General features: G+C 69.8%; 21 protein-coding genes. 14 read left to right on the top strand and 7 right to left on the bottom strand.

The window, feature by feature from the left end; all coding sequences use genetic code 11:
• Positions 1-1,530: an aldehyde dehydrogenase (NADP(+)) gene (locus QRN44_RS03390; RefSeq protein ID WP_175116292.1), complete on the top strand. Its 1,530-nt coding sequence runs from the start codon at positions 1-3 to the stop codon at positions 1,528-1,530.
• 34 nt (positions 1,531-1,564) lie between these two features.
• On the opposite strand, the gene QRN44_RS03385 is transcribed toward QRN44_RS03390, so the two are convergent.
• Positions 1,565-2,092 (bottom strand): hypothetical protein, encoded by a 528-nt coding sequence (locus tag QRN44_RS03385; protein ID WP_231884282.1) that lies wholly within the window; start codon positions 2,090-2,092, stop codon positions 1,565-1,567.
• Positions 2,093-2,165: 73 nt separating this feature from the next.
• On the opposite strand from QRN44_RS03385, the gene QRN44_RS03380 reads away from it, so the two are divergent.
• The 4 genes from QRN44_RS03380 to QRN44_RS03365 all read left to right on the top strand — a co-directional run bounded on the left by QRN44_RS03380 (position 2,166) and on the right by QRN44_RS03365 (position 4,302).
• Positions 2,166-2,639 carry an EVE domain-containing protein gene (locus tag QRN44_RS03380; RefSeq protein ID WP_121289600.1) on the top strand — a complete coding sequence of 158 codons (474 nt, stop codon included), beginning with the start codon at positions 2,166-2,168 and terminating at the stop codon, positions 2,637-2,639.
• 197 nt (positions 2,640-2,836) lie between these two features.
• On the top strand, positions 2,837-3,487 hold the full coding sequence (locus tag QRN44_RS03375) for a 2-phosphosulfolactate phosphatase (protein WP_285038262.1): 651 nt from the start codon (positions 2,837-2,839) through the stop codon (positions 3,485-3,487).
• A gap of 9 nt (positions 3,488-3,496) precedes the next feature.
• Positions 3,497-3,799, top strand: a complete 303-nt coding sequence (locus tag QRN44_RS03370) for a DUF427 domain-containing protein (protein ID WP_064296381.1) — start codon at positions 3,497-3,499, stop codon at positions 3,797-3,799.
• Positions 3,799-4,302, top strand: a complete 504-nt coding sequence (locus QRN44_RS03365; RefSeq protein ID WP_175116290.1) for a DinB family protein — start codon at positions 3,799-3,801, stop codon at positions 4,300-4,302. The genes QRN44_RS03370 and QRN44_RS03365 overlap by 1 nt, the downstream gene beginning before the upstream one ends.
• A gap of 27 nt (positions 4,303-4,329) precedes the next feature.
• On the opposite strand, the gene QRN44_RS03360 is transcribed toward QRN44_RS03365, so the two are convergent.
• From QRN44_RS03360 to QRN44_RS03340, 5 genes are all read right to left on the bottom strand, one after another.
• A complete protein-coding gene (locus QRN44_RS03360) occupies positions 4,330-5,151 on the bottom strand; it encodes a TspO/MBR family protein (protein WP_285038261.1) in 822 nt (273 codons plus the stop codon).
• 100 nt (positions 5,152-5,251) lie between these two features.
• Positions 5,252-5,818 carry a DUF1697 domain-containing protein gene (locus QRN44_RS03355; protein ID WP_285038260.1) on the bottom strand — a complete coding sequence of 189 codons (567 nt, stop codon included), beginning with the start codon at positions 5,816-5,818 and terminating at the stop codon, positions 5,252-5,254.
• Positions 5,815-6,339, bottom strand: a complete 525-nt coding sequence (locus QRN44_RS03350) for a SprT-like domain-containing protein (RefSeq protein WP_285038259.1) — start codon at positions 6,337-6,339, stop codon at positions 5,815-5,817. The genes QRN44_RS03355 and QRN44_RS03350 overlap by 4 nt, the downstream gene beginning before the upstream one ends.
• A 72-nt stretch (positions 6,340-6,411) precedes the next feature.
• Positions 6,412-7,644 carry a PQQ-dependent sugar dehydrogenase gene (locus tag QRN44_RS03345; RefSeq protein ID WP_285038258.1) on the bottom strand — a complete coding sequence of 411 codons (1,233 nt, stop codon included), beginning with the start codon at positions 7,642-7,644 and terminating at the stop codon, positions 6,412-6,414.
• 2 nt (positions 7,645-7,646) lie between these two features.
• Entirely contained in the window at positions 7,647-8,501 is an 855-nt protein-coding gene (locus QRN44_RS03340; protein WP_285038257.1) for a spermidine synthase, read from the bottom strand.
• A gap of 56 nt (positions 8,502-8,557) precedes the next feature.
• On the opposite strand from QRN44_RS03340, the gene QRN44_RS03335 reads away from it, so the two are divergent.
• The 6 genes from QRN44_RS03335 (at position 8,558) to QRN44_RS03310 (ending at position 19,497) form a co-directional block, all read left to right on the top strand.
• On the top strand, positions 8,558-9,346 hold the full coding sequence (locus tag QRN44_RS03335; protein ID WP_285038256.1) for a LamB/YcsF family protein: 789 nt from the start codon (positions 8,558-8,560) through the stop codon (positions 9,344-9,346).
• Positions 9,340-10,035, top strand: a complete 696-nt coding sequence (locus QRN44_RS03330; RefSeq protein ID WP_285038255.1) for a 5-oxoprolinase subunit B family protein — start codon at positions 9,340-9,342, stop codon at positions 10,033-10,035. Before QRN44_RS03335 ends, QRN44_RS03330 begins: the two co-directional genes overlap by 7 nt.
• Entirely contained in the window at positions 10,035-10,901 is an 867-nt protein-coding gene (locus tag QRN44_RS03325; protein WP_285038254.1) for a 5-oxoprolinase subunit C family protein, read from the top strand. The genes QRN44_RS03330 and QRN44_RS03325 overlap by 1 nt, the downstream gene beginning before the upstream one ends.
• A 237-nt stretch (positions 10,902-11,138) precedes the next feature.
• Positions 11,139-14,630 (top strand): DNA-directed RNA polymerase subunit beta, encoded by a 3,492-nt coding sequence (rpoB, locus tag QRN44_RS03320; protein WP_064296731.1) that lies wholly within the window; start codon positions 11,139-11,141, stop codon positions 14,628-14,630.
• A 45-nt stretch (positions 14,631-14,675) separates the two neighbouring features.
• Positions 14,676-18,557 carry a DNA-directed RNA polymerase subunit beta' gene (locus QRN44_RS03315; RefSeq protein WP_064296730.1) on the top strand — a complete coding sequence of 1,294 codons (3,882 nt, stop codon included), beginning with the start codon at positions 14,676-14,678 and terminating at the stop codon, positions 18,555-18,557.
• Positions 18,558-18,729: 172 nt separating this feature from the next.
• Positions 18,730-19,497, top strand: a complete 768-nt coding sequence (locus QRN44_RS03310; protein ID WP_285038253.1) for a hypothetical protein — start codon at positions 18,730-18,732, stop codon at positions 19,495-19,497.
• Positions 19,498-19,607: 110 nt separating this feature from the next.
• Here QRN44_RS03310 and QRN44_RS03305 read toward each other — a convergent pair whose 3' ends face one another.
• Positions 19,608-20,603: an amidase domain-containing protein gene (locus QRN44_RS03305; RefSeq protein ID WP_285038252.1), complete on the bottom strand. Its 996-nt coding sequence runs from the start codon at positions 20,601-20,603 to the stop codon at positions 19,608-19,610.
• A gap of 261 nt (positions 20,604-20,864) precedes the next feature.
• Here QRN44_RS03305 and QRN44_RS03300 point away from each other — a divergent pair, with 261 nt between their 5' ends.
• The 3 genes from QRN44_RS03300 (at position 20,865) to QRN44_RS03290 (ending at position 23,844) form a co-directional block, all read left to right on the top strand.
• Positions 20,865-21,899, top strand: a complete 1,035-nt coding sequence (locus QRN44_RS03300) for a hypothetical protein (RefSeq protein ID WP_285038251.1) — start codon at positions 20,865-20,867, stop codon at positions 21,897-21,899.
• Between the two features lie 2 nt (positions 21,900-21,901).
• On the top strand, positions 21,902-22,390 hold the full coding sequence (locus QRN44_RS03295) for a DUF6121 family protein (protein WP_079001681.1): 489 nt from the start codon (positions 21,902-21,904) through the stop codon (positions 22,388-22,390).
• Between the two features lie 128 nt (positions 22,391-22,518).
• Complete coding sequence (locus QRN44_RS03290; RefSeq protein ID WP_285038250.1) at positions 22,519-23,844, top strand: hypothetical protein; 1,326 nt, start codon at positions 22,519-22,521, stop codon at positions 23,842-23,844.
• The last annotated feature ends 42 nt before the right edge of the window (positions 23,845-23,886 follow it).

The following is a 23,886-nucleotide window of genomic DNA, read 5'->3' as shown; positions in this document are numbered from 1 at the left end:
ATGACGACCACGCCAGCCCCCGACGCCCCCATCGCGGAGACCACCCACGAGCAGCTCGAGGAGGTCCTCCGGGGAGCCGCCGCGGCTGCACCCGCGTGGGCCGCGACGCCGGCGGACGCCCGTGCGCGTGCGCTCGTCGCCGTCGCCGACGCCCTGCAGGCCCACGCGGACGAGCTCGTCCCGGTCGGCATGGTCGAGACGGGGCTCGCCGAGGCCCGGCTCCGCGGCGAGCTCCTCCGGACCGCCGTGCAGCTGCGGTTGTTCGCCGAGACGATCGTCGACGGCTCCTACCTCGACGTCCGGATCGACGAGGCCGACCCGGATTTCGCGCTCGGCGCGCGCCCGGAACTCCGCCGCGTCCTCGTGCCGCTCGGCCCGGTCGTGAACTTCGCGGCGAGCAACTTCCCCTTCGCCTTCTCGGTCGCCGGTGGTGACACCGCGTCGATCCTCGCGGCCGGATGCCCGGTGATCCTCAAGGTGCACGACGGGCACCCGCGGCTCTCGCTCGCGACGGCGGCCGTCGTCGAGGCCGCGCTCCGGGCGTCCGGGGCTCCTGACGGCGTCTTCCAGACGATCATCGGCCAGGAGGCCGGCGTCGTCGCGCTGCAGGACGAGCGCGTCCGGGCCGGCTCCTTCACGGGCTCCCTCCGGGCGGGTCGGATCCTCGCCGACCTCGCGGCGGCACGCCCCGTCCCGATCCCGTTCTTCGGCGAGCTCGGCAGCGTCAACCCCGTGTTCGTGACGCAGACCGCCCTCGACGAGTCCGCAACGGCCATCGCGACGGGATTTGTCACGAGTGTCGCGGGCTCGGCGGGTCAGCTGTGCACGAAGCCCGGCTTCGTCTACCTGCCGGACGGCGCGGGGCTCGACGAGTCGATCCGTGAGGCTGCTGCCGCGGTCCCCGAGCACCGACTCCTGAACGACCGCATCACGGCCGGGTACCAGGCGAGGCGCGACACGATCCTCGGCACCGACGGCGTGCGGGTCATCGCCGAGGGTTCGCTCCGGGTCGACGAGGACGGCGACGGCTGGGCGACCCCCACGATCGTCGCGGTCCCACTCGACGCGCTGCGGGCCGGTCGGGACGCCCTGCTCGACGAGGCCTTCGGCCCGTTGTCGATCCTCGTCGAGGTCCCGGCCGGTACGGCGCTCGCACCGCTCGTGTCGGAGTTCTGCGAGGGCAACCTGACGGCCACCCTGCACGCCGGTGCCGACGAGACGAGCGACGACCTCGTGGAACTCGTCCAGCAGCTGTCGGCGCACGCCGGACGGGTGCTGTTCGGCGGTTGGCCCACCGGCGTCGCGGTCACGCCCGCCATGCAGCATGGCGGACCATGGCCGGCGACGACGAACGACTCCAGCACCTCGGTGGGGACGGCCGCGATCACCCGTTTCCTGCGGCCGGTCGCGTTCCAGAACATGCCGGACCGGTTCCTGCCCGAGGTGCTGCGGTCGTCGGCCACCGGCGTCCCGCGGACGATCGCACCCGCGGGCGAGTCGACGCACTGGGGCGAGGCGGCTCAGCGCTGACGCGCGGCCGGCCGGGCCTCCGGACAGCGAGGCGTCAGATGGCGCCCTCGACCGTGGCGCCGACCTCGTCGTCCTCCTCGTCGCCGGGGAGCGGCGGGTCGTAGGCCCAGCTCGGCGCGAGCGCTTTGATCCGCGCACCGCGCCACTGCCATGTCGCCCACAACGGGTACCAGTAGAGCGGGGCGATCGCGCCGGTGATCACGAGTCGGTCGCGGTACAGGGTCTTCGTCGGATCCTGCTTGTCGCGGGCCACCGCCATCTGGTGGTCCCACCCGGCGAGCTTGCTGAGCGGCCCGCTGACCGGGTCGCCCTGGTCGTGGAGGATGCGGGTGCCGTCACGGCGCTCGATGAACTCGAGGTCGATGATCTGGTCGCCGACCGGGATCGCGCCGGCGGCCTTCACGCGCACGCGGTGCGCTCCCGGCTCCCAGATGGTGGGGAACCCGTCGGCGTCGAGCGCCTCGAGGCCCATGACAGGGCTGTAGAGCTCCCGCAGGACCGCCGGGGAGCGGAGTGCCCGCCAGGCGACGTCGACATCACAGTCCAGGACGAGTTTCAGCATCACGCGCATGCCTCAGTGTCGCATGTGCGGCTCGGCGGCTGCAGGGGGTGCGCCGGTAGGGAAGACTGTGCCTATGGCGATCCGGTACTGGCTGGGCGTGATCCAGCGGGATCACGTCGTCCTCGGTGTCCGGCAGGGCTTCGTGCAGATCAACCACGGGCAGCGCGGCGGTCTCGACCAGATGCGCGAGTCCGACGGCTTCGTGTACTACTCGCCGAGGGTCAGCACCCCGGACGGCGCGCCGCTCAAGGCGTTCACCGCGATCGGGCGGGTCTCCGACGACACCGTCTACCAGGCGGCCGTGCCGCGACCGGACGGAGCCGATTGGCGGCCCTGGCGGCGGAGTGTCGACTGGTACCCGGATGCGGTCGAGGCGCCCATCCGTCCGATGCTCGCGCTCCTCGACTTCACGAGCTTCACCCGGAACTGGGGTGTCCAGCTCCGTCGGGGGTTCCTCGAGCTGAGTCGTCACGACTTCGAGCTCATCCGTAACGAGATGCGTCCGCCCCACCCCGACGACCGTCGCTTCCCCACCGCCTCCCGCTGACCCCCTCCTGCCCTTGCGCCAGCGCGGTGCGCTGACGTCACCGCGGGTCTGGCGCGTGAGCGCGCCCCTCCGGAGGCCCGCGCTCACGTCCGATGACCCGCGCTCGCGTCAGCGCACCGCGCTGGCGCCCACCCCCACGGAGGTCTTCGGACGCAACAGTCGTGGGGTGGGTGGGTGCGCCTGGATACGATGAACGGGTGAGTACCGCAGCCGCCACCCCGCCGCCCGTCCACCCGCCGCTCGCCCAGACCAAGTACCAGGTCAGGTTCGACTGGGGCGTGGCAGGAGCCGGCCGGGTCGAGGCGGCGGACGTCGCGGTCGTCGTGGACGTGCTCCACGCGACGACCTCCGTCGAGCGACGCGTGAGCGGCGGGGAGACCGTCGCCGTCGCCGAACTGGACGACCGCGGGGAGACGGCTCAGATCGCGACCCTGCTCGCCGACGCGGGTGCGACGGTCGTCGCCGGGTGCCTGCGCAACCGGTCGGCGGTCGCGGACTGGATCATCGCGAAGCAGGCCGAGCTCGGTCGGCGCACGAGCATCGTCGTCATCGCGGTCGGCGAACTCGACGACACGGCCGAGACCCGGTTCGCCGTCGAGGACCTCTTCGGGGCGGGCGCCGTGATCGAGGCGCTGGGGCTCCGCGGCATCGACTTCACCTCACCGGAGGCCGCTGCCGCCGCCGCCGCGTACGAGGGCCTGCGCAACGGCGTCGGGCACCTGCTGTCCGCGTCCGCCACCGCCCAGCAGCTCGCGCAGGCGGGTGTCACCCAGCACGTCCAGGCGGCACGCGAGGTCGACGTGTCAAGCGTCGTCCCGGTCCTGGACGGAGCCGTGTTCCGGGCGTAGTCTCGGCGCATGCGCGCACTCCTCGGAACCACCGTCCTCGCCGAAGCCCCCGAATCGGAGCTCATCAAGATCGAGGGCAACTGGTACTTCCCGCCGTCGAGCCTCAACCGCGAGCGCTTCGTCGAGACCGACACCCAGTACCACTGCCCGTGGAAGGGCGACGCCCAGTACTGGGGCGTCACCGACGGCGGTGAGGTCAAGCCCGATGTGGCCTGGTCGTACCCGACCCCGTATCCGACCGCGTTCGACCGCGTCGGCAAGGACTTCTCCGGCTACGTCGCCTTCGGGAACGAGGTCCAGGTCGTCGACTGATGGCCGACTGGGGCGACCGCCCGCAGCCGCCTGAGCGCGGTGGCGAGCGCGAGACGATCGAGGGTTTCCTCGATCTGCAGCGCGCCAGCATCGTCTGGAAGGCACGCGGCCTCACCGACGAGCTCGCGGCCAAGCGGCTGCTGCCGAGCATCACGACGGTCTCGGGCGTCATCCGACACCTCGCCGATGTCGAGCGCAGCTGGTTCCGCGAGGACATGGACGGGCAGTCGGACGTCCCAGCGCGGTGGACCGACGACGATCCCGACGGCGAATGGCGCGTCACGGCCGAGGACAGCCTGGCCGAGATCATCGCCGACTACGAGGCGGCCTGTGAGGAGTCCCGCGAGGTGGCGTCGCGGTATCGGCTCGACGACGTCTGCCTCGGCAACGACCGGCGGTTCACACTGCGGTGGATCGAGCTCCACATGATCGAGGAGACGGCCCGGCATCTCGGGCACGTCGACGTCCTCCGCGAACAGCTCGACGGCCGCACGGGCGAGTAGCGCCGCGGCCGTCGGGCGAGCCGAGCGTCAGGCGACCACGAGCGCTGTTCGGTCGCGTCCCCGTGAGACGCGGACGACCACGGTGACGACGGCTACCACGACCGCGACGATCAGCGCCGTGACCCCCGCTTCGGTCGACAGCAGTTCACCGGTGAAGCGGCCCACGGCCACCCACGCCAGCCCCCAGCAGAGCGACAGCATGGGGGCGATGCGCCCACGTCCGACGACCGCGAGCAGGATCCCGACCGCGCCGGCGACCGCGAGGACGATGATCGCCCAGACACCGGCGGCCGGGCCGTCCGCGCTCCCGATCCCGGATCCGACGAGCGCCGCGGTGATGTTCGCCGCCGTCGCGACGCACACCCACCCGAGGTAGAGGCCCATCGTGCCGTCCGTGATGATGGCGTCGACCATCCCGGCCGGCCTGGTGCGGAGCACGATGACGAAGATGCGGGCCAGGACACCCAGGAGGGCGACGATCACGAACACGCTGAGGATCAGGAAGCCCGCCTGCACCACGAGGATCCACGCCGCGTTCAGCAACAGGCTCGCCACGACCCAGTAGCCGAGACGACGGTGCCGCTCGCGAGTCGTCTGCGAGGGCAGGAACTGCCAGACCGCATAGGCGACGAGCCCGAGGTAGATGACGCTCCAGATGGAGAACGCGGGTCCGTCCGGTGCGATCGGCGTCGACGAGGCACTCAACGCGCCGTTCGCCGCGTTCTGGACCTGCGTGCCCCCGGCGGCTCCCGACCCGATGTAGGAGCCGATGATCGCGAGGACCGCGCTGACGGCGAGGGCGATCTGCCGGACGCGGTCCGCGGTGGTGGGTGAATCGATGCCGGTCATGAAGCGTGCCTCCAGAATTGTGCAGCTAGCTGATCAATTCAGCGTACGCCACCGTCGGGCACCTCGCGGGGGCTTGCGCCGACGCCGCGGATCAGCCTGCTCAGAGGAGCTTCCGCAGCGTCCGCAGGTTGCGCGTGGTGACGTGCGGTTTGAACCGGGCCTTCGAGGACTCCTTCGCGAAGGCGGTGTCGGTGCTCGACCCCTTCGGGACCTCCCAGTAGAGGACGCCGTCGCCGGGTGCGACGCGGTCGGGCTGCTCGCCGGCTGCCGCCGAGAACGCGAGCAGGGCGTCGAGCGAGCTCTGTTCGGAGGAGAACATGACGTACGGCTGCACCTCGTCGGCCTCCGGCCAGGGGTAGGCGTCGACGACCTCGGCGAGTGCGTGCTGATGCGTGAGCACGATCCACGCCTCGTAGCCGAAGGCCTCCGCGAGCGCCCGCTCGATTCGCCGTTTCAGCGCGCCACGTGCATCGTGCGCCGTCTCGCCGGGCTCGTGCTCCGGGTCGTCGAAGACGACGTTGCCGCTTGCCAGCACGGTACGGACTCCCGTGAACCCGGCCGATCGGAACACCTCGGCGAGGTCCGCGGAGCGGATCGTGACGCCGCCGACGTTGACCCCGCGCAGGAGTGCGATCCAGCTGTCGACGGGAACCGCGTTGCTGGTCATGGCCCGATGCCCGGCTCGGGCTGGGTGGAGCCGTCGAACGCGGCCGCCCGACGCCGCATGGCCGGCGTGACCTCCCGGTGCACCCAGCTGAGGAGGAAGCGTTCGTCCCAGGAGCGTGAGCACTTGCCACACGAGGTGGCCCGGCTCGGGCGCCGATGCCGGTAGAGGACATGGCCCGAGGGGCAGGTGCCGACCCACGGGGCGAGTTCGTCGGCCGTCTGGCCCTCGTGGAGTCGGGAGCCCTCGTAGCCCAGCTCCTCGGCGATCTTGCGCCACTTGGGTCCGTGCCCGGCGCGCGCCCCGGCGAGGGCGTGCGCGACCTCGTGGAGGAGGATCTGGTGGATCTCGTCGTCGTCGTAGCGTGCAGCGAGATAGCGCGAGACGGTGATGCGCTTCGTCGTGAAGTTGCACAGGCCGGCGCGTCGCTTGGCGTTGTCGAAGCCGAAGGTCCAGACCGTCGGGTCGAGGTGCAGCACGATGAGCGCCTGTGCCCACGCCGTGACCCGACTGAGTTCTGCCATGCCTGGATGGTACTCCCGGCGACCGACACCGGACCGCAGGAGCGGGACGACCCACCGGTGTGGCGGTCGCTCTCAGCGGGCCGCGAGCGGGGCGAGGGGGAGTTCGACGATCCGGTCGTCCTGGGACCCGGGCGAACCGCGGCCGTCGGTGTTGTTCGTGAGGATCCAGGCGGTCCCCGGCGGGCCGGCCACGACGTCGCGGATCCGTCCGAACTCACCGACGAGGTAGGGCACCGCGTCGATCACGCCCACGAGCGCGCTGCTCCCCGCCGGGACGTGCACACCGTCGGTGATGCCGTACAGTCGCTCGCCGCGGAGCGAGGCCATGAAGATCGTGTCATCGATGATCGCGAGACCGCTCGGGCTCGCGTCCTCCGTGGCCCACTGCGCGACCGGGTCGATCATGCCCTGGGCTCCGGCGATGCCCTCGGCGACCGGCCAGCCGTAGTTCCCACCGGGGGTGATCCGGTTGAGCTCGTCCCAGGTGTTCTGGCCGAACTCGCTCGCCCACAGACCACCGTCGCGATCCCACGCGATGCCCTGCGGGTTGCGATGGCCGAGGGAGTAGACGGGCGACCCCGGGAACGGGTTGTCACCCGGCACCGCACCGTCGGGTGTGAGCCGCAGGATCTTCCCGCCGAGGCTGCTCACGTCCTGAGCCAGGCTGCGGTCACCGGCGTCGCCCGTGGTGGCGTAGAGCATGCCGTCCGGTCCGAACGCGATGCGTCCGCCGTTGTGGTTCCCGGCCCGGGGGATGCCGACGAGGACCTCCTCCACGCCGCCGAGCGCGTACGACCCTGCCGCTCCCGTGAGCGGGAACCGCACGATGCGGTTGTCGGACGACGTCGTCAGGTAGGCGTAGAGCCAGGTTCCCGCGGTCTCCGATCCCGTCGGCGTGAGGACGGCGAGTCCGAGCAGCCCGCCCTCGCCTCCCGCGGCCACCCCGGGGACCACGCCGACCTGCCGCACCGCGCCTCCGCTGACGACCTCGAGGATGTCGCCCGCGTCGCGCTGGCTCACCAGCGTGCTGCCCGAGGCGAGTCGGACCATCGACCAGGGCGCGTCGAGGCCGCCGACGACCGTGATGGCCTCACCGGTCGGCGCGACCGGCCCGGTGGGAACCGCGGATGTGGGCGTCGATGCGGACGCACTCGGCACGGGGGAGGGGGAAAGGGAGGCTGTACCCGGTGATCGTGGCTCCCCGTCGGTGCATGCCACGAGCGCCAGGGCGGTGGCGGCGAGCAGGGTGGTGAGCGCGGCGGGCGCACGCAGGCCCCGTCGTCGCGGCGTCTGCGTGGTGGCCATGATCAGCCCTTCGTCTGGAAGACGCCCTGGGCGGGGTTCGGGGAGGGGACGGCGGTCGTGTCCGTCACGACCTGAGCCCCCGCGATGAAGGCGCGCAGCTCGGCGCCCGCCACCGCCTTGGCGGGGTGGGGTCCGGCCGCGAGGAGCCTCGGCAGGAAGTCGAGTGGGAGCGCGGTGTTCGAGCCGACGAGGACGACGTTGCCGAAGCGGCGACCCTTGAGGATCTGCGTCTCCGCGAGGGCCGCGACGTGCGACACGGAGTCGGCGAGCGTCGCGGCCTGTCCGCGGGCGAACGCCAGTCCGCGGCCGTCGGCGACGTTCACGACGATGACGCCGGTCGGCGACAGCAGCTCGACCGCCGAGGCGTAGAAGTCCGTGCTCGTGACATGGGCGGGCGTGTTGGCGCCGCTGAAGATGTCGACGACGACGAGGTCGACGGTGCCCCGGAGCCCCGGCGGCAGCTTCGCGACGATCTCGCGGGCGTCGCCGTAGCGGACGCGGATCTGGGCGCGCTTCGACCAGGGGAGGTGCTCGCGCACGAGATCGATGAGTTCGCGCTCGAGCTCGACGACCTGCTGCCGCGAGCCCGGCCTCGTCGCCTCGACGTAGCGGGGGAGGGTGAGCGCGCCGGCGCCGAGGTGTACCGCCGTGATCGGCTGGCCGGGATCGGCGATCTCGTCGATGATGTGACCGATGCGCTGGATGTACTCGAAGAAGAGCTCCTCGGGCTGATCGAGGTTGACGTGTGACTGCGGCGTGCCGTCGACCACCAGCTGATAGGTGCCCGGCACGAAGCGGTCGGCCTCGATCCTGGCCAGGTATCCGCTGACGCCGAGTCGTACCTGTGCCTCGTCCATACCCCCACCCTAGACTTTCCCGCAGGAGTGGGAGGCGGAGCGGAAGGGGTGCGGCCGTGGCGCAGGCGGACCTCAACAGCGACCTCGGCGAGGTCTGGCGCGGCGTGCCGACCGCCGACGACGACGCCATGTTCGCCCTCGTCACGAGCGCGAACATCGCCTGCGGCTTCCACGCCGGGGACGACGTGTCCATGCGCGACGCCGTCCGCCGCTCGACGGCCCACGGGGTGTCGTTGGGAGCCCACCCCTCCTACCGGGACGAGGCGGGCTTCGGGCGCCGCGACCAGGACGTACCCGCCGAGGTGCTCGAAGCGGAGGTCCTGGAGCAGCTCCGCGCCCTGCAGCGAGCGGTCGACGAGGTCGGCGAAGCCGACGGGACCGCCCTGGGGCTCGCCTACGTGAAGCCGCACGGCGCCCTCTACAACCGGATCGCGCACGACCGGGTCCAGGCGCGGGCGGTCGTCCGCGCGGTGGTCACGGCCTCCGAAGAGCTCGGGCGACCACTTCCCGTGCTCGGGATGCCCGGCTCCGTGATCGAACGCGAGACCCTCGCCGCCGGGCTCCGCTTCGTCGCTGAAGCCTTCGTCGACCGCGGCTACCGCTCCGACGGTTCGCTCGTCCCGCGTGATACCCCCGGGGCACTGGTCACCGATGAGACCGCCGCCGTCCGCCGCGCCGTCTCCCTCGTCCTCGACCGACGCATCACCAGTGTCGACGGTGCCGACGTCGAACTCGACGCGGTCTCGCTCTGCGTGCACGGCGACACCCCGGGAGCCGTGTCGCTCGCCACGGCGGTCAGGACCGCCCTGCTGGACGCCGGCGTCGCACTGGTCGCGCCGTGGTGAACACGGACACCTCATCGGGACCCGTGCTCCGAGCGATGGGGGAGGAGGCCGTACTCCTCGAACTCGGATCGCTCGAGGACGTGCTGCTCGTGCACCGGGCGCTCGCCGCGTCGCGCCCGGCGGGGCTGGTCGACCTCGTCCCGGCCGCCCGGACCGTGCTCGCCGTGACGGGCGCGCGGGGTCCGGCGCTCGCCGCGGTGGGGACCTGGTTGCTCGCGACCGCGGAACGGGCGCTCGCACCCGGCGCGGGAGGCTCGACGGTCGCTGTCGAGGAGGAGCTGGCGCGGCCGGACGTCGTCATCCACGTCCGCTACGACGGACCGGACCTCCGCGAGACCGCGGAGCTGCTCGGCATGGAGCTAGCGGATCTCATCGCCTGGCACACCGCTCGCGCATGGACCGTCGCCTTCAGCGGCTTCGCGCCGGGATTCGCCTACCTCGTCCCGGAGCGGGAGGACGAGACGATCGGCCGGCCACTCGAGATCCCGCGCCTGAGTGTGCCGCGGACGACCGTCCCCGCGGGTTCGGTGGCGCTCGCCGGAACGTTCAGCGGCGTCTATCCGCGTGCCTCCCCGGGCGGGTGGCGCATCATCGGGACGACCGACGCCGTCCTGTGGGACGATGCAGCGGACCCGCCCGCCCTCCTCGTCCCCGGCGGCCGGGTGCGCTTCGTGCAGGTCGTCGCATGATGGGCGGGACGCTGCTCGTGGAGGCGGCGGGGCCGGCGACCACCGTGCAGGACCTGGGTCGACCTGGGGCCGCGGCCCTCGGGGTCAGCCCGTCCGGCGCGCTCGACCGCGGCGCCCTGCGCCTCGCCAACCGTCTCGTCGGCAACCCGGAGGGCCGTGCGGCGCTCGAGGTCGTCCTGGGCCCGTTCGTGGCCGTCGCCGAGGTCGACCTCTGGATCGCCGTGACCGGTGCGTGGGGTCCGATCACCGTCGACGGCAGGCGGTCCGACGGGCACCGCGCCGTCCGCGTCCAGGCCGGCTCCCGGCTCGAACTCGGCGCGGCGACCCACGGGCTCCGGTACGTCCTCGCCGTCCGCGGCGGCTTGGACGGCCCGCAGCTCCTCGGCTCGCGGTCGACGGACACCCTGGCCGGCCTCGGCCCGGCACCGGTCGTCGCCGGCGATCGACTCCCCGTCCTCCCCACCCCGCGCCGCCGCGTCCCTCCGCTCGACATCGCCCCGTGGACGCGGCCCGACGCCGGGGAGCGTCTCGTGCGGATCTCGCCGGGGCCCCGCCGGGACTGGTTCGACGACGCCTCCCTGCGGCGCCTGGTCGAGCAGCCGTGGACCATGACGGCCGACGCCGATCGCATCGGGATGCGCCTCGACGGGAGGCCGCTCGAGCGGCTCGATCCCGGTCGTGAGCTGCCGAGCGAGGGCATGGTCGCCGGGGCGGTCCAGGTGCCGCCGAGCGGTCTGCCGACGATCCTGTCGGCCGACCACCCGGTCACCGGCGGGTATCCGGTCGTCGCGGTCGTGCGTGCCGCGGACCGAGACCTCCTGGCGCAACTCCGGCCCGGTCAGCGTCTGCGGTTCAGCACGGGTTGACGGGAACACCGGGGGCGACGCGGCGGTTATACCGGAAAGTCGAAAACTCGTCAAGGAAAGAGTAGACACGCCGAAGATTCCGGCATATAGTTGTTCTTTGCGCTCCCAGAATCTCTATGCCTTCATATTGCGGTCGGCTGGTGTGCGGGTCCAACCCGCCACATGTTCTCTTTCTGGTGAGTAACTCCACTGACGACCAGTAACTCGGCCCCCAACAGGCCTCCGGAGGTTATCCCCTTGGCTGCTGCGCGCAACGCAACCACCAACTCACCCAAGAACGGCCGCGGAGCATCCCGCCTCTCGTTCGCGAAGATCACCGACACGCTCACGGTTCCAGACCTCCTGGCTCTGCAGACCGAGAGCTTCGACTGGCTGGTCGGCAACGACGTGTGGAAGGCACGCGTCGCAGAAGCCACCCAGGCCGGCCGACAGGACCTGCCCACGAAGAGCGGCCTCGACGAGATCTTCGAGGAGATCTCGCCCATCGAGGACCTCGGCGAGACGATGCAGCTCTCCTTCGCCAACCCGTACCTCGAGCCCGAGAAGTACTCCATCGACGAGTGCAAGGAGCGCGGCAAGACGTACGCGGCCCCGCTCTACGTCGAGGCCGAGTTCATGAACCACCTCACCGGTGAGATCAAGACGCAGACGGTCTTCATGGGCGACTTCCCGCTCATGACCGAGCGCGGTACCTTCATCATCAACGGCACCGAGCGTGTCGTCGTCTCGCAGCTCGTCCGCAGCCCGGGCGTGTACTTCGAGTCGGCTCAGGAGAAGACCTCCGACAAGGACATCTTCTCCGCTCGCGTCATCCCGAGCCGTGGTGCCTGGCTCGAGTTCGAGATCGACAAGCGCGACCAGGTCGGCGTCCGCATCGACCGCAAGCGCAAGCAGTCCGTCACCGTGTTCCTCAAGGCGCTCGGCATGACGAGCGAGGAGATCCTCGAGGAGTTCAAGGGCTACGAGTCGATCGAGCTCACCCTCGAGAAGGACACGATCCTCACCAAGGAGGACGCGCTCCGCGACATCTACCGCAAGCTCCGTCCGGGCGAGCAGGTCGCAGCCGAGGCCGCGCGTGCGCTCCTCGACAACTTCTACTTCAACTCGAAGCGCTACGACCTCGCGAAGGTCGGCCGGTACAAGATCAACAACAAGCTCGGTCTCGACAAGCCGCTCAGCGACTCCGTCCTGACGACCGACGACATCGTCGCCACGATCAAGTACCTCGTCGCCCTGCACCGCGGCACGGCCACCCTCCCGGGTGTCCGCAACGGCAAGCCCGTCGACCTCCGTCTCGACACGGACGACATCGACAACTTCGGCAACCGTCGCATCCGCGCCGTCGGCGAGCTCATCCAGAACCAGGTCCGCACCGGTCTGTCCCGCATGGAGCGCGTCGTCCGCGAGCGCATGACCACGCAGGACATCGAGGCCATCACGCCGCAGACCCTGATCAACGTGCGCCCCGTCGTCGCCGCGATCAAGGAGTTCTTCGGGACCTCGCAGCTGTCGCAGTTCATGGATCAGAACAACCCGCTCGCGGGTCTGACCCACAAGCGTCGCCTCTCGGCGCTCGGCCCCGGTGGTCTGTCGCGTGAGCGTGCAGGCGTCGAGGTGCGAGACGTCCACCCGTCGCACTACGGCCGCATGTGCCCGATCGAGACCCCGGAAGGCCCGAACATCGGCCTCATCGGTTCGCTCGCATCGTTCGCGCGGATCAACTCGTTCGGTTTCATCGAGACCCCGTACCGTCGCGTCGTCGACGGCCGGGTCACCGAGGACATCGACTACCTGACCGCGATGGAAGAGGACAACTACATCGTCGCGCAGGCCAACGCTCCGCTGAAGAGCGACGGCCACTTCCAGGAGGACCGCGTCCTCGCCCGGAAGAAGGGCGGCGAGGTCGACCTCATCCCGTCCGAGGAGATCGGCTACATGGACGTCTCCCCGCGCCAGATGGTGTCGGTCGCGACCTCCCTCATCCCGTTCCTCGAGCACGACGACGCGAACCGCGCCCTCATGGGTGCCAACATGCAGCGTCAGGCCGTCCCGCTCCTCATGTCGGACTCGCCGCTCGTCGGTACCGGTATGGAGGGCTACGCAGCCATCGACGCGGGTGACGTCGTCACCGCCGACAAGGCCGGCGTCGTCCAGGAGGTGTCGGCCGAGTCCGTCACCATCCAGCTCGACGAGGGTGGCACGCAGACCTACTACCTGCGCAAGTTCGACCGCTCCAACCAGGGCACGAGCTACAACAACCGCGTCATCGTCTCCGAGGGTGCACGCATCGAGGCCGGCGAGGTCATCGCCGACGGCCCCGCTACGGAGAACGGCGAGCTCGCGCTCGGCAAGAACCTCCTCGTCGCCTTCATGACGTGGGAGGGTCACAACTTCGAGGACGCGATCATCCTCAGCCAGAACCTGGTGAAGGACGACGTCCTCTCCTCGATCCACATCGAGGAGTACGAGGTCGACGCCCGCGACACCAAGCTCGGCAAGGAGGAGATCACCCGTGATCTCCCGAACGTCAGCCCGGAGCTGCTCAAGGACCTCGACGAGCGCGGCATCATCCGCATCGGTGCCGAGGTCCGCCCCGGCGACATCCTCGTCGGCAAGGTCACGCCGAAGGGTGAGACCGAGCTCTCCGCCGAGGAGCGCCTGCTCCGCGCCATCTTCAACGAGAAGAGCCGCGAAGTCCGCGACACCTCGCTGAAGGTCCCCCACGGTGAAGCCGGCACGATCATCGCCGTCAAGGTGTTCGACGCACAGGACGGCGACGACGAGCTCGGCTCGGGCGTCAACCAGCGTGTGGTCGTCTACATCGCCCAGAAGCGCAAGATCACCGAGGGCGACAAGCTCGCCGGCCGTCACGGCAACAAGGGTGTCATCGCGAAGATCCTGCCCGTCGAGGACATGCCGTTCCTCGAGGACGGCACGCCGGTCGACGTCATCCTCAACCCGCTCGGCATCCCCGGTCGAATGAACTTCGGTCAGGTCCTCGAGATCCACCTGGGGTGGATCGCGAAGCAGGGCTGGAACGTCGAGGGCAAGCCCAGCTGGGCCAAGAAGCTCCCGGCTGCCGCGCACTCGGCCGAGCCGAACACCAAGGTCGCGACCCCGGTGTTCGACGGCGCCTCCGAGGAGGAGATCGCCGGTCTGCTCGACTCGACCAACGTCACCCGCGACGGCGACCGCCTCATCGGTTCCTCCGGGAAGGCCCGTCTGTTCGACGGCCGCTCCGGCGAGCCGTTCCCGGCACCGGTCTCGGTCGGCTACATGTACATCCTCAAGCTGCACCACCTCGTGGACGACAAGATCCACGCGCGTTCGACGGGTCCGTACTCGATGATCACGCAGCAGCCGCTCGGTGGTAAGGCTCAGTTCGGTGGACAGCGCTTCGGTGAGATGGAGGTCTGGGCCCTCGAGGCCTATGGAGCCGCGTACGCGCTCCAGGAGCTCCTGACCATCAAGTCCGACGACATCCTCGGCCGCGTCAAGGTGTACGAGGCCATCGTCAAGGGCGAGAACATCCAGGAGCCGGGTATCCCCGAGAGCTTCAAGGTGCTCATCAAGGAGATGCAGTCGCTGTGCTTGAACGTCGAGGTCCTCTCGGCCGACGGCACCGCGGTGAGCCTGCGCGACACCGACGACGACGCGTTCCGCGCCGCCGAGGAGCTCGGGATCAACATTTCCTCCAGGTTCGAGTCGTCGTCCATCGACGAGATCTAAGCCTGACCACTGTAGAGACTGACGAAACCTTTCATAGGAGATACATTGCTCGACGTCACAACTTTTGACGAGCTTCGCATTGGTCTGGCCACCGCAGACGACATCCGTGCCTGGTCGCACGGAGAGGTCAAGAAGCCCGAGACCATCAACTACCGCACCCTCAAGCCCGAGAAGGACGGTCTGTTCGGTGAGCAGATCTTCGGTCCTTCCCGCGACTGGGAGTGCGCCTGCGGCAAGTACAAGCGGGTCCGCTTCAAGGGCATCGTGTGCGAGCGCTGCGGTGTCGAGGTCACGAAGTCGTCGGTGCGCCGTGAGCGCATGGGCCACATCGAACTCGCCGCCCCGGTCACGCACATCTGGTACTTCAAGGGTGTCCCCTCGCGCCTCGGCTACCTGCTGGACATGGCGCCCAAGGACCTCGAGAAGGTCATCTACTTCGCGGCCTACATGGTCATCGATGTGGACGAGGACGCACGTCACCAGGACATGCCCGGCCTTGAGAACGAGCTCCGTCTCGAGATCAAGACCCTCGGCGACCAGCGCGACTCGCGCATCGCAGACCGCCTGAAGAAGCTCGAGGACGACCTCGTCGCCCTCGAGGAGGAAGGCGCCAAGAGCGAGCAGAAGCGTCGCACCAAGGACGCCGCCGAGAAGGAGATGAGCCAGACCCGCAAGTCCTACGACGAGCAGATCGCTCACCTCGAGCGCGTCTGGGAGGACTTCCGCAACCTCAAGGTCGGCGACCTCAAGCCCGAGGACTCCGTGTTCCACGAGCTGCAGGACCGCTTCGGCCTGTACTTCGAGGCCTACATGGGTGCCGAGGCGGTCAAGAAGCGCCTGCTGTCCTTCGACCTCGCGGCCGAGTCCGAGCTGCTCCACCACCAGATCGCGGAGGGCAAGGGTCAGAAGAAGATCCGCGCCATCAAGCGTCTGCGCGTGGTCAACTCGTTCCTCATCACCGGCAACTCGCCGGCGGCGATGGTCCTCGACGTGGTCCCGGTCATCCCGCCGGAGCTCCGCCCGATGGTGCAGCTCGACGGTGGCCGCTTCGCGACCTCCGACCTCAACGACCTCTACCGTCGTGTGATCAACCGCAACAACCGTCTGCGTCGTCTGCTCGACCTCGGGGCTCCCGAGATCATCGTCAACAACGAGAAGCGGATGCTGCAGGAGGCCGTCGACGCACTGTTCGACAACGGTCGTCGTGGTCGCCCCGTCACCGGTACCGGCAACCGTGCCCTGAAGTCCCTCAGCGACATGCTGAAGGGGAAGCAGGGTCGATTCCGCCAGAACCTGCTCGGCAAGCGCGTCGACTACTCGGGCCGTTCGGTCATCATCGTCGGCCCGCAGCTGAAGCTGCACCAGTGTGGTCTGCCCAAGCAGATGGCGCTGGAGCTCTTCAAGCCGTTCGTCATCAAGCGCCTGATCGACCTGAGCCACGCTCAGAACATCAAGGCCGCGAAGCGCATGGTCGAGCGCAGCCGCCCCGAGGTCTGGGACGTGCTGGAGGAGATCATCCGCGAGCGTCCCGTGCTGCTGAACCGTGCGCCAACGCTGCACCGTCTCGGCATCCAGGCGTTCGAGCCTCAGCTCGTCGAGGGCAAGGCCATCCAGCTGCACCCGCTCGTCTGCGCCGCGTTCAACGCGGACTTCGACGGCGACCAGATGGCTGTCCACCTCCCGCTCTCCGTCGAGGCCCAGGCCGAGGCGCGCATCCTGATGCTCGCGTCGAACAACATCCTGAAGCCGTCCGACGGCCGTCCGGTCACCCTGCCCACGCAGGACATGATCATCGGTCTCCACCACCTGACCACCCTCAAGGAGGGTGTCGAGGGTGAGGGCCGTGCTTTCTCGTCCGTCGCCGAGGCCATCCTCGCGAAGGACCAGGGCTCGCTCGACCTCAACGCCAAGGTGCGCATCCGTCTGACCGACGTGACGTTCGCCGAGGGCACGGGTCCTGAGGGCTACGAGGGCTCGGGTGTCGCACTCGTCGAGACGACCCTCGGTCGCGCACTCTTCAACGAGGCGCTGCCGGCGGACTACCCCTACGTGGAAGACGTGGCGGACAAGGGCAAGCTGTCCTCGATCGTCAACGACCTCGCGGAGCGGTACCCGAAGACGGTCGTCGCGGCCACGCTCGACAACATCAAGGACGCCGGTTTCCACTGGGCGACGCGTTCCGGTGTGACCGTTGCGCTCAGTGACGTCCTGACCCCGCCGAACAAGCGCGAGATCGTGCAGGGCTACGAGAAGCAGGCCGCCAAGGTCCAGAGCCAGTTCGACAAGGGTCTGACCACGGATGCCGAGCGTCGTCAGGAGCTCATCAAGATCTGGACGGAGGCCACCGAGAAGGTCGCCGAGGCCATGCGCGCGAACTTCCCGGCGGACAACACCATCAACCGCATGGTGTCGTCGGGTGCTCGTGGTAACTGGCTGCAGATCCGCAACATCGCGGGTATGCGAGGCCTGGTGAACAACCCGAAGGGTGAGATCATCCCTCGCCCGATCATCTCCTCCTACCGTGAGGGCCTGTCGGTCGCGGAGTACTTCATCGCGACCCACGGTGCTCGTAAGGGTCTGGCCGACACGGCGCTCCGTACCGCCGACTCGGGATACCTCACGCGTCGTCTCGTCGACGTCTCGCAGGATGTCATCATCCGCGAAGACGACTGCGGCACGACCAAGGGTCTCGAGCTCGCGATCGCGAACGTCGACAGCTCGGGTGAGCTCGTGCGCGACCCGAACGTGGAGAACTCCGTGTTCGCCCGTTCGCTGGCCGCTGCTGCGGTGGGCCCGAAGGGTGAGGTCGTCGCCGAGGCCGGCGAGGACGTCGGTGACGTGCTCATCGACAAGCTCGTCTCCGCGGGTGTCGAGAACATCAAGGTGCGCTCGGTCCTGACCTGCGAGTCGACCGTCGGTGTGTGTGCAGCCTGCTACGGCCGCTCGCTCGCCACGGGCAAGCTCGTCGACATCGGCGAGGCCGTCGGCATCATCGCGGCCCAGTCGATCGGTGAGCCCGGTACCCAGCTGACGATGCGTACCTTCCACACGGGTGGTTCGGCATCGGCGGACGACATCACGCAGGGTCTGCCCCGCGTGCAGGAGCTGTTCGAGGCTCGTACCCCCAAGGGTGCGACCCCGATCGCCGAGGCCGCCGGTCGCATCACGATCGACGAGAACGACAAGGCTCGTAAGGTCATCCTGACGCCCGACAACGGCGACGAGCCGGTCGTCTACCCGGTGCTGAAGCGCGCGGTCCTCCTCGTCGAGGACGGACAGCACGTCGAGCTCGGTCAGAAGATCCACGTCGGTGCGGTCGACCCCAAGGAGGTGCTGCGCGTGCAGGGCGTCCGCGAGGTCCAGAAGCACCTCGTCGGTGGCGTCCAGGGCGTGTACCGCTCGCAGGGTGTCCCGATCCACGACAAGCACATCGAGGTCATCGTGCGCCAGATGCTGCGGAAGGTGACCGTGGTCGACCACGGCGACACCGACCTGCTGCCCGGCGAGCTCGTCGACCGCCTGCGCTACGCCGAGCTCAACCGCTCGGCCGTGTCGGAGGGTCGTCGCACCGCATCGGCTCGCCAGGAGGTCATGGGTATCACCAAGGCGTCCCTCGCGACCGAGTCGTGGCTGTCGGCCGCTTCCTTCCAGGAGACCACGCGTGTCCTCACGCAGGCCGCCATGGAAGGCAAGAGCGACCCGCTGGTCGGCCTCAAGGAGAACGTCATCATCGGTAAGCTCATCCCGGCCGGTACCGGCCTGGCGCGCTACCGCAACGTGACGGTCGAGGCCACCGAGGAGGCGAAGGCGGAGCGTTACCCGAACCGCATCTTCGGTGAGGACGGCGCGTTCAACGAGTCCGACCTGAGCTTCGTCGACTTCGACAGCTTCAGCTCCGACGACTTCACCCCCGGTAACTACAACTAGGGCTGAACGACTCACCCGGAGGGCCCGTTCCGATCGTTTCTCGATCGGGACGGGCCCTCCGTCGTTCGTTCGCCCATTCTTGGGCGAACAAGCGCTCGTTCGCCCATTCTTGGGCGAACGAATCGAGTACCGGTGAGTTGTGTGGCGGGTCTCCGCACGACATGCTGGTCCGATGAGTGATCAGCCCGAGCAGCCCACCGGCCAGTTCCAGCCGCTGGAGCCGGACGCGACTCCGGCGCAGCCAGACGTCCGCTACGGTGCTCCGGCACCCCGGCGGAAGCGCAATCGCGTGGTCATCGGTTTGAGCGTGCTCGCCGGTGTGCTGGCGATCGCGCTCGTCGTGGTCATCGGGCTCCTGGTCGTCGGCCCGGGCGGTACCCCTGCCGCCGACTCGACCCGTACACCGAGTGCGACGGCGACCGCCGGCTCCTCTCCTGCTCCGACCGCGACCGACGCCGCGGAGACGCCCGCTGCGCCGGTGCGTCCGACCGAGTGCACGCAGCTCTTCCCCGACGGCTACATCGAGTCACTCACCGCTGACGGTTTCCTGGAGTTGAATCCAGCCTGGGCGCAGCCGACCTTGTCCGAGAGTTTCGGGTCGAACGACGACGCGCTGGTGGCCTTGCTCACCCCGACGGACCGACTCACGTGCGATCTCAACAAGGCCAGCGGCGCCGGCGAGGTCTTCATCCTGACGAACGTGGCCTGGGCGGGGGCAGATGTGCAAGCGGCGGCGATCGCGCGGATGAACGAGGCCGGCTTCACCTGCTCCGAGGAGACGGGCGGAACGATGTGCTTCACCGAGCGCGATGACCCTTCGGGCAACACCTCCGGCGAACGGCACTTCCTCCGCGACGGCACCTGGGTGGCCACCCGCTGGGCGAACGTCGCTATCACCGGTTGGACGCAGACCATCGTCTCGACGCTGTTCCCCGCCTGACAGGTCCTCCCGTTCGCAACTCAGGACGCGCGCGGTGTGTCCCGCTCACGAGGCGGTGAGTCGGGTCGGCGCGCCGGCGCTGCCCTGAGTTGTGAACCGGGCGGGACCAGCTAGGCGATGCTCCAGTAGTACACGGAGGCGCCGGGGTGGATGACGGTGATCGCCTCGTCCACGGTGCGGTAGTCGGTGTCGTCGGTGTGTCCCGCGTAGTACACCTGGGTGCCGGCGTCGGTGGTCTCGACCTTCGACACGATGCCCGTGTGGTCGCGGTCCCCGCTGTTGTCCCAGTCGAACTGCACGATGTCACCGACCTTGACCTGGTCGCGCTGCGTGTCGTCGAGAGCGGTGGCGAGCTCGGGGTGCTCCTCGACGTAGTTCATGAAGAACGTCGAGCTGACCCAGGCCTTCGAGAAGTCGAAGTCGTCGCCGGTACCCTCGGCCCACCAGTCCTCGTCCATCGTCCACCCGCGTTCCAGCAGACTCTGGCTGGCGAAGTTCGCGCAGTCGGTGTCGACCAGGGAGCCGTATTCAGCCAGGTTGTAGTCGTTCCAGTGCGTGAACACGTAGGCCATCTGCGCGTCGACGGGGCTCGTGATGTCGTAGCTGTAGCTCAGCGCGTCACCGTCGACCCGGAGCTCGTCCGCGTAGACGGCGATGCCGACGTCGGCGGGCGAGAAGCCGGTGGCCGCCGGCACGGCGACGGTCACCTCGGTGCTCGTAGCCGACAGGATCCGGGCTTCCTCCTCGCCGAACACGACGCGGGTCACGCCGTCCACGTCGACACCGCTCACGGTCAGGGTGCTCCCACCTGCGACGGATCCGGTCGTGGCGGAGATCGCGGTGACCGCCGTGGCGTTGACCGTGGAGGCCGGGACCGTGGACGTCGTCCCGCCCAGAGCCTGCGCGGCCGGCTCGGATCCGGTCGCGTCGGAGTGCTGCAGCGCGATCGGGGTGATCACCGCGGTGGCGAGGAGGAGGACGGCTCCGGCAGCGGTGCCAGCGACCACGCGTCGCGCGCGCAGGGGGAGGGCGCGGTAGCGGGAGGAGAGCCGCCCGAAGGGGGAGCGGGAATCGACGTGACGGTCGTGGGGGAGTTGCTCGGGCATGGGGCCTTTCCGGGGGATACGCCGTGGGGGATCGGCGTCGCGGGATCGGCAGTGATCCGACAGATGGCTGTTCGAACTCCCACCCAACCGCACGGAGCTGAGGGGACCGTTTCCTCCGGATATGAATCGGACCTGAATCGGGTCGACGGGAGTGAGCGAGTCCCGGCGAGGTTGCCGGGCATCCGCGTCCCGGCTTGCTACCGTGGCGAGCGGAGCGCCGTGAGGGCGCTCCTGAACTGGCTTCCGCCGAAGGAGTACGCGATGAGCACCCAGAACCCCGAGCCCGGATGGCCCACCGACCCGAGCACTCCGGCGGCTGCCCAGACCGCGTCTGGCTCCGCGCGTCCCACGACCGCGGCCGAACAGCCCGCGGCCGAGCGGCCCGTGGCCGAGCGGGACATCCTCTCCGAGGACACCGTGCAGCAGGACACCATCACCAGGGCGGACGGCGTCGGGGCGGACCCGGTCGTCGACGACCGCCGGGTCGCAGACCGCGCCGACACGGCCTCGGACGCCGGGGTGCGCGAGACGCGTCCCTACCAGCCGCACACGCCGCAGCGTGCGTACTCGAACATCGACTTCGACGACGACGACACGGCCGGTACCCCGACCTCGACCTCGACCACCCGGCAGGCCGACACCGGTGCCCACCCGTACCCCGCCGCCGCATACGAGCCGGTCGCCCGCTCCGGCGCGACCGCGACCGCCACCGCCGCGGAGACCGAGCAGCAGCAGGCCTTCCCGCTGTACGTCCAGGCGCCGTCCGAGCCGGAGGTCCGCGGCAACCGCGGCTTCGGCATCCTCATCGGTCTCCTCGGCACCATCATCTTCGCCGGCCTCTACGCGGCCGCTGTCGCGGGCCTCCAGCTGGTGCTGGAAGGCGACGGCACGTTCGTCCAGAACCTCATCCAGATCGCCACCAGCTGGCCGTTCCTCATGGCCGCCGCAGGCTTCTTCCTGGCTTGGGTCGTCACCGCGACCATCGTGAACCGTTCCGGCTGGGTGCACTGGGTGCTCGGCGGCTTCATCATCGGCCTGGTCGTCTTCCTCGCGTGGGTCGGCGGGTTCCTGATCCAGGAGCGCGCGTGGACGCTCAGCATCGACGAGATCCTCGCCGAGGTCACCGGTGTCGCCTTCACCTTCGGGCCGGTCCTCGCCTTCGTCGTCGCCCGTGAGATCCCCGTCTGGCTCGGTGGTTGGATCGCCGCCCGTGGACGCAAGGTGCGCGAGGCGAACATCGAGGCCCGCGCCGAGTACGAGCGCGTCCTCGAAGCCGGACCGACGACCGCCCGCTGAGCATGACCGGTGACGCGGACGGAGCACGTGGCCCCTGGTGGGTCGCCCCGTTCGCAGCGGTCACCTACGTGGCGCTCGTCGTCTGCGCCTTCGGGTTCATCAGCCTGCTGGCGGACCTCGACGTCGTGACCGACCGGGACGCCGGCCCGCTGACCGGTCCGCTCATGGTCGTGGTCGCCACGATCGTGGTCCTCTGGGCGATCATCCGTGAGACGCGCCGCACACCGCTGCGCGTCTCGGTCGGCTCCGCGGTCCTCGCGGGGCTCCTCGCCTGGCTCGCCTACGGGGTGAGCGGCGGCGTGTTCGACGCGATCGCCAGCCGGGACGGAGCGGACGCCGCCGCCTTCGCGGTGACGACGCTGACCGGACCGTTCTCGGTCACCGTGGGTGTGCTCGCGCTCGTCATCGTCCTCGCGGCCGCCGCTGTCGCGACGTCGTCGACCGGGCGGCGCCCGACCCCGCGCTGGCCCTGGGAGCACGACGCGCGGTGAGCCGATGCGACGTCCACCCGGGACCGCTCGCGAGGTGCGCCGCCCGTCCCTCCCCACGAGGGCGACGGCGTAGGCGATAATCGATCCGTTGCCGTCGTCGGCCGACGGCGCTTGGGGAGGAACCACCGATGAGATCACCCGACCTGACCGACACCGGTCTGGATCTCGACCTCGCGGGGACCGCCGACGACGTCGTCGCCCTCGTCCAACGTGCGGTCACCGCTTCAGGCGAGCAGGCTCAGCAGACCAGGCACTACGTCGCGATCGACGGTGGTACGAGCGCGGACATCCGGTTGCGGGTCGTCTCGGTCGACGACCCCGCGCCACTGCTCGCGTTCGCGATCACGACCGCCCCGTCCGCACGCGGTACGGCGGCGGCGACCTTCATCATGCAGCACGGCGTCCAGAAGCGCCGGCGTCAACGCTCGTTGCTCGGACAGGAGCCGTTCCTGAGCTTCCTGCGCGCGCTCGCCGAGCTGGTCTCGGAGTCCGATCCCGGCGCGTCAGCCACCCTGCGCGTGCACGGCACGCGCACCGAGCTCGCTCCGCGTCCGGCGGAAGCACCGACCAGCGCCGACGCTGGGCCTGCGGCGACACTCGCGAACATGCCCGTCATGGGCGGACCGGTCTCCGCGGGTTGGTCTCAGACAGTGACCGACGCGTCGACCCCGTCCCCGGCGACGGCCCCCGACGTCGCGATCCCGAGGGATGCCGATCCGGCGCCGGCCTCCGACACACCGGCCGCCGAGCCTCCGGCCCCCGAACCCGCCGTTCCCGAGGCACCGGTGATCGGGGTCCCGACTCCCGCCACAGGGGCTCCCGAACCACAGCCGACCCCGTCGAGTTCCGCGCCCGTGCCGTCGCCAGTCGTCGTCGAGCCACCGACTCCTGCAGCACCGCTCCGTGAGCCGCAGGCAGCGCCCACCCAGACACGCGCTCCGGCCGCGTCGACGTCCTCCGTCCCGCCCGAGCTGCAGATCACCGTGCCCCCGGGTCTGATCGCCGGCGCTCCGATCGCACCGGAAGCGCCCGACGCGCCCGCCGGTGCCTCGGCGCGCGCCACCGAGCAGGCGCCGGCCCATGCCGACCTCGGCGCGACGGTCGTCTCCGCATCGCTGCGAGCGGGGGACTTCGCGCTCGAGCTGCCCGACGGCGAGCGCATCCCGCTCCGCGGGCCGATCCTGCTCGGACGCAACCCTGCGGCGCGGCCCGAACAGCCCGACGCCGAGCTGCGCTCGCTCGTCGACCCGCGCATGTCCGTCTCGAAGACGCACACGGTCGTCGTACCCGGACGACGGTCGCTCCGCGTGACGGACCTGCACTCCACGAACGGCACGACGATCACGGACGCGTCCGGCGCGGTCACCGTCTGCCAGCCGGGCGAGGCCTACGTCGCGGAAGCCGGGTCGACCATCGGGATCGGCGAGTTCCCGATCCGCGTCGTCGTCGGCTGACGGGCCTCCGGGGCATGGGGAGTGCTCCCCATCGTCGTCACC

Source organism: Plantibacter sp. lyk4-40-MEA-4 (assembly GCF_030209415.1).
Classification (GTDB): Bacteria; Actinomycetota; Actinomycetes; order Actinomycetales; family Microbacteriaceae; genus Plantibacter; species Plantibacter flavus_A.
Note: the sequence above shows the minus strand (reverse complement) of the source record. Positions and strands in the feature narration are given on the sequence as shown.

Coding starts and splice junctions, on each gene's coding strand:
- QRN44_RS03340 (WP_285038257.1), bottom strand. CDS start 8,501: ATGGACGAGGCACAGGTACGACTCGGCGTCAGCGGATACCTGGCCAGG.
- QRN44_RS03295 (WP_079001681.1), top strand. CDS start 21,902: ATGACCGGTGACGCGGACGGAGCACGTGGCCCCTGGTGGGTCGCCCCG.
- QRN44_RS03290 (WP_285038250.1), top strand. CDS start 22,519: ATGAGATCACCCGACCTGACCGACACCGGTCTGGATCTCGACCTCGCG.
- QRN44_RS03350 (WP_285038259.1), bottom strand. CDS start 6,339: ATGGCAGAACTCAGTCGGGTCACGGCGTGGGCACAGGCGCTCATCGTG.
- QRN44_RS03355 (WP_285038260.1), bottom strand. CDS start 5,818: ATGACCAGCAACGCGGTTCCCGTCGACAGCTGGATCGCACTCCTGCGC.
- QRN44_RS03380 (WP_121289600.1), top strand. CDS start 2,166: ATGGCGATCCGGTACTGGCTGGGCGTGATCCAGCGGGATCACGTCGTC.
- QRN44_RS03305 (WP_285038252.1), bottom strand. CDS start 20,603: ATGCCCGAGCAACTCCCCCACGACCGTCACGTCGATTCCCGCTCCCCC.
- QRN44_RS03360 (WP_285038261.1), bottom strand. CDS start 5,151: ATGACCGGCATCGATTCACCCACCACCGCGGACCGCGTCCGGCAGATC.
- QRN44_RS03300 (WP_285038251.1), top strand. CDS start 20,865: ATGAGCACCCAGAACCCCGAGCCCGGATGGCCCACCGACCCGAGCACT.
- QRN44_RS03365 (WP_175116290.1), top strand. CDS start 3,799: ATGGCCGACTGGGGCGACCGCCCGCAGCCGCCTGAGCGCGGTGGCGAG.
- QRN44_RS03325 (WP_285038254.1), top strand. CDS start 10,035: ATGGGCGGGACGCTGCTCGTGGAGGCGGCGGGGCCGGCGACCACCGTG.
- QRN44_RS03370 (WP_064296381.1), top strand. CDS start 3,497: ATGCGCGCACTCCTCGGAACCACCGTCCTCGCCGAAGCCCCCGAATCG.
- QRN44_RS03310 (WP_285038253.1), top strand. CDS start 18,730: ATGAGTGATCAGCCCGAGCAGCCCACCGGCCAGTTCCAGCCGCTGGAG.
- QRN44_RS03390 (WP_175116292.1), top strand. CDS start 1: ATGACGACCACGCCAGCCCCCGACGCCCCCATCGCGGAGACCACCCAC.
- QRN44_RS03385 (WP_231884282.1), bottom strand. CDS start 2,092: ATGCTGAAACTCGTCCTGGACTGTGATGTCGACGTCGCCTGGCGGGCA.
- QRN44_RS03345 (WP_285038258.1), bottom strand. CDS start 7,644: ATGGCCACCACGCAGACGCCGCGACGACGGGGCCTGCGTGCGCCCGCC.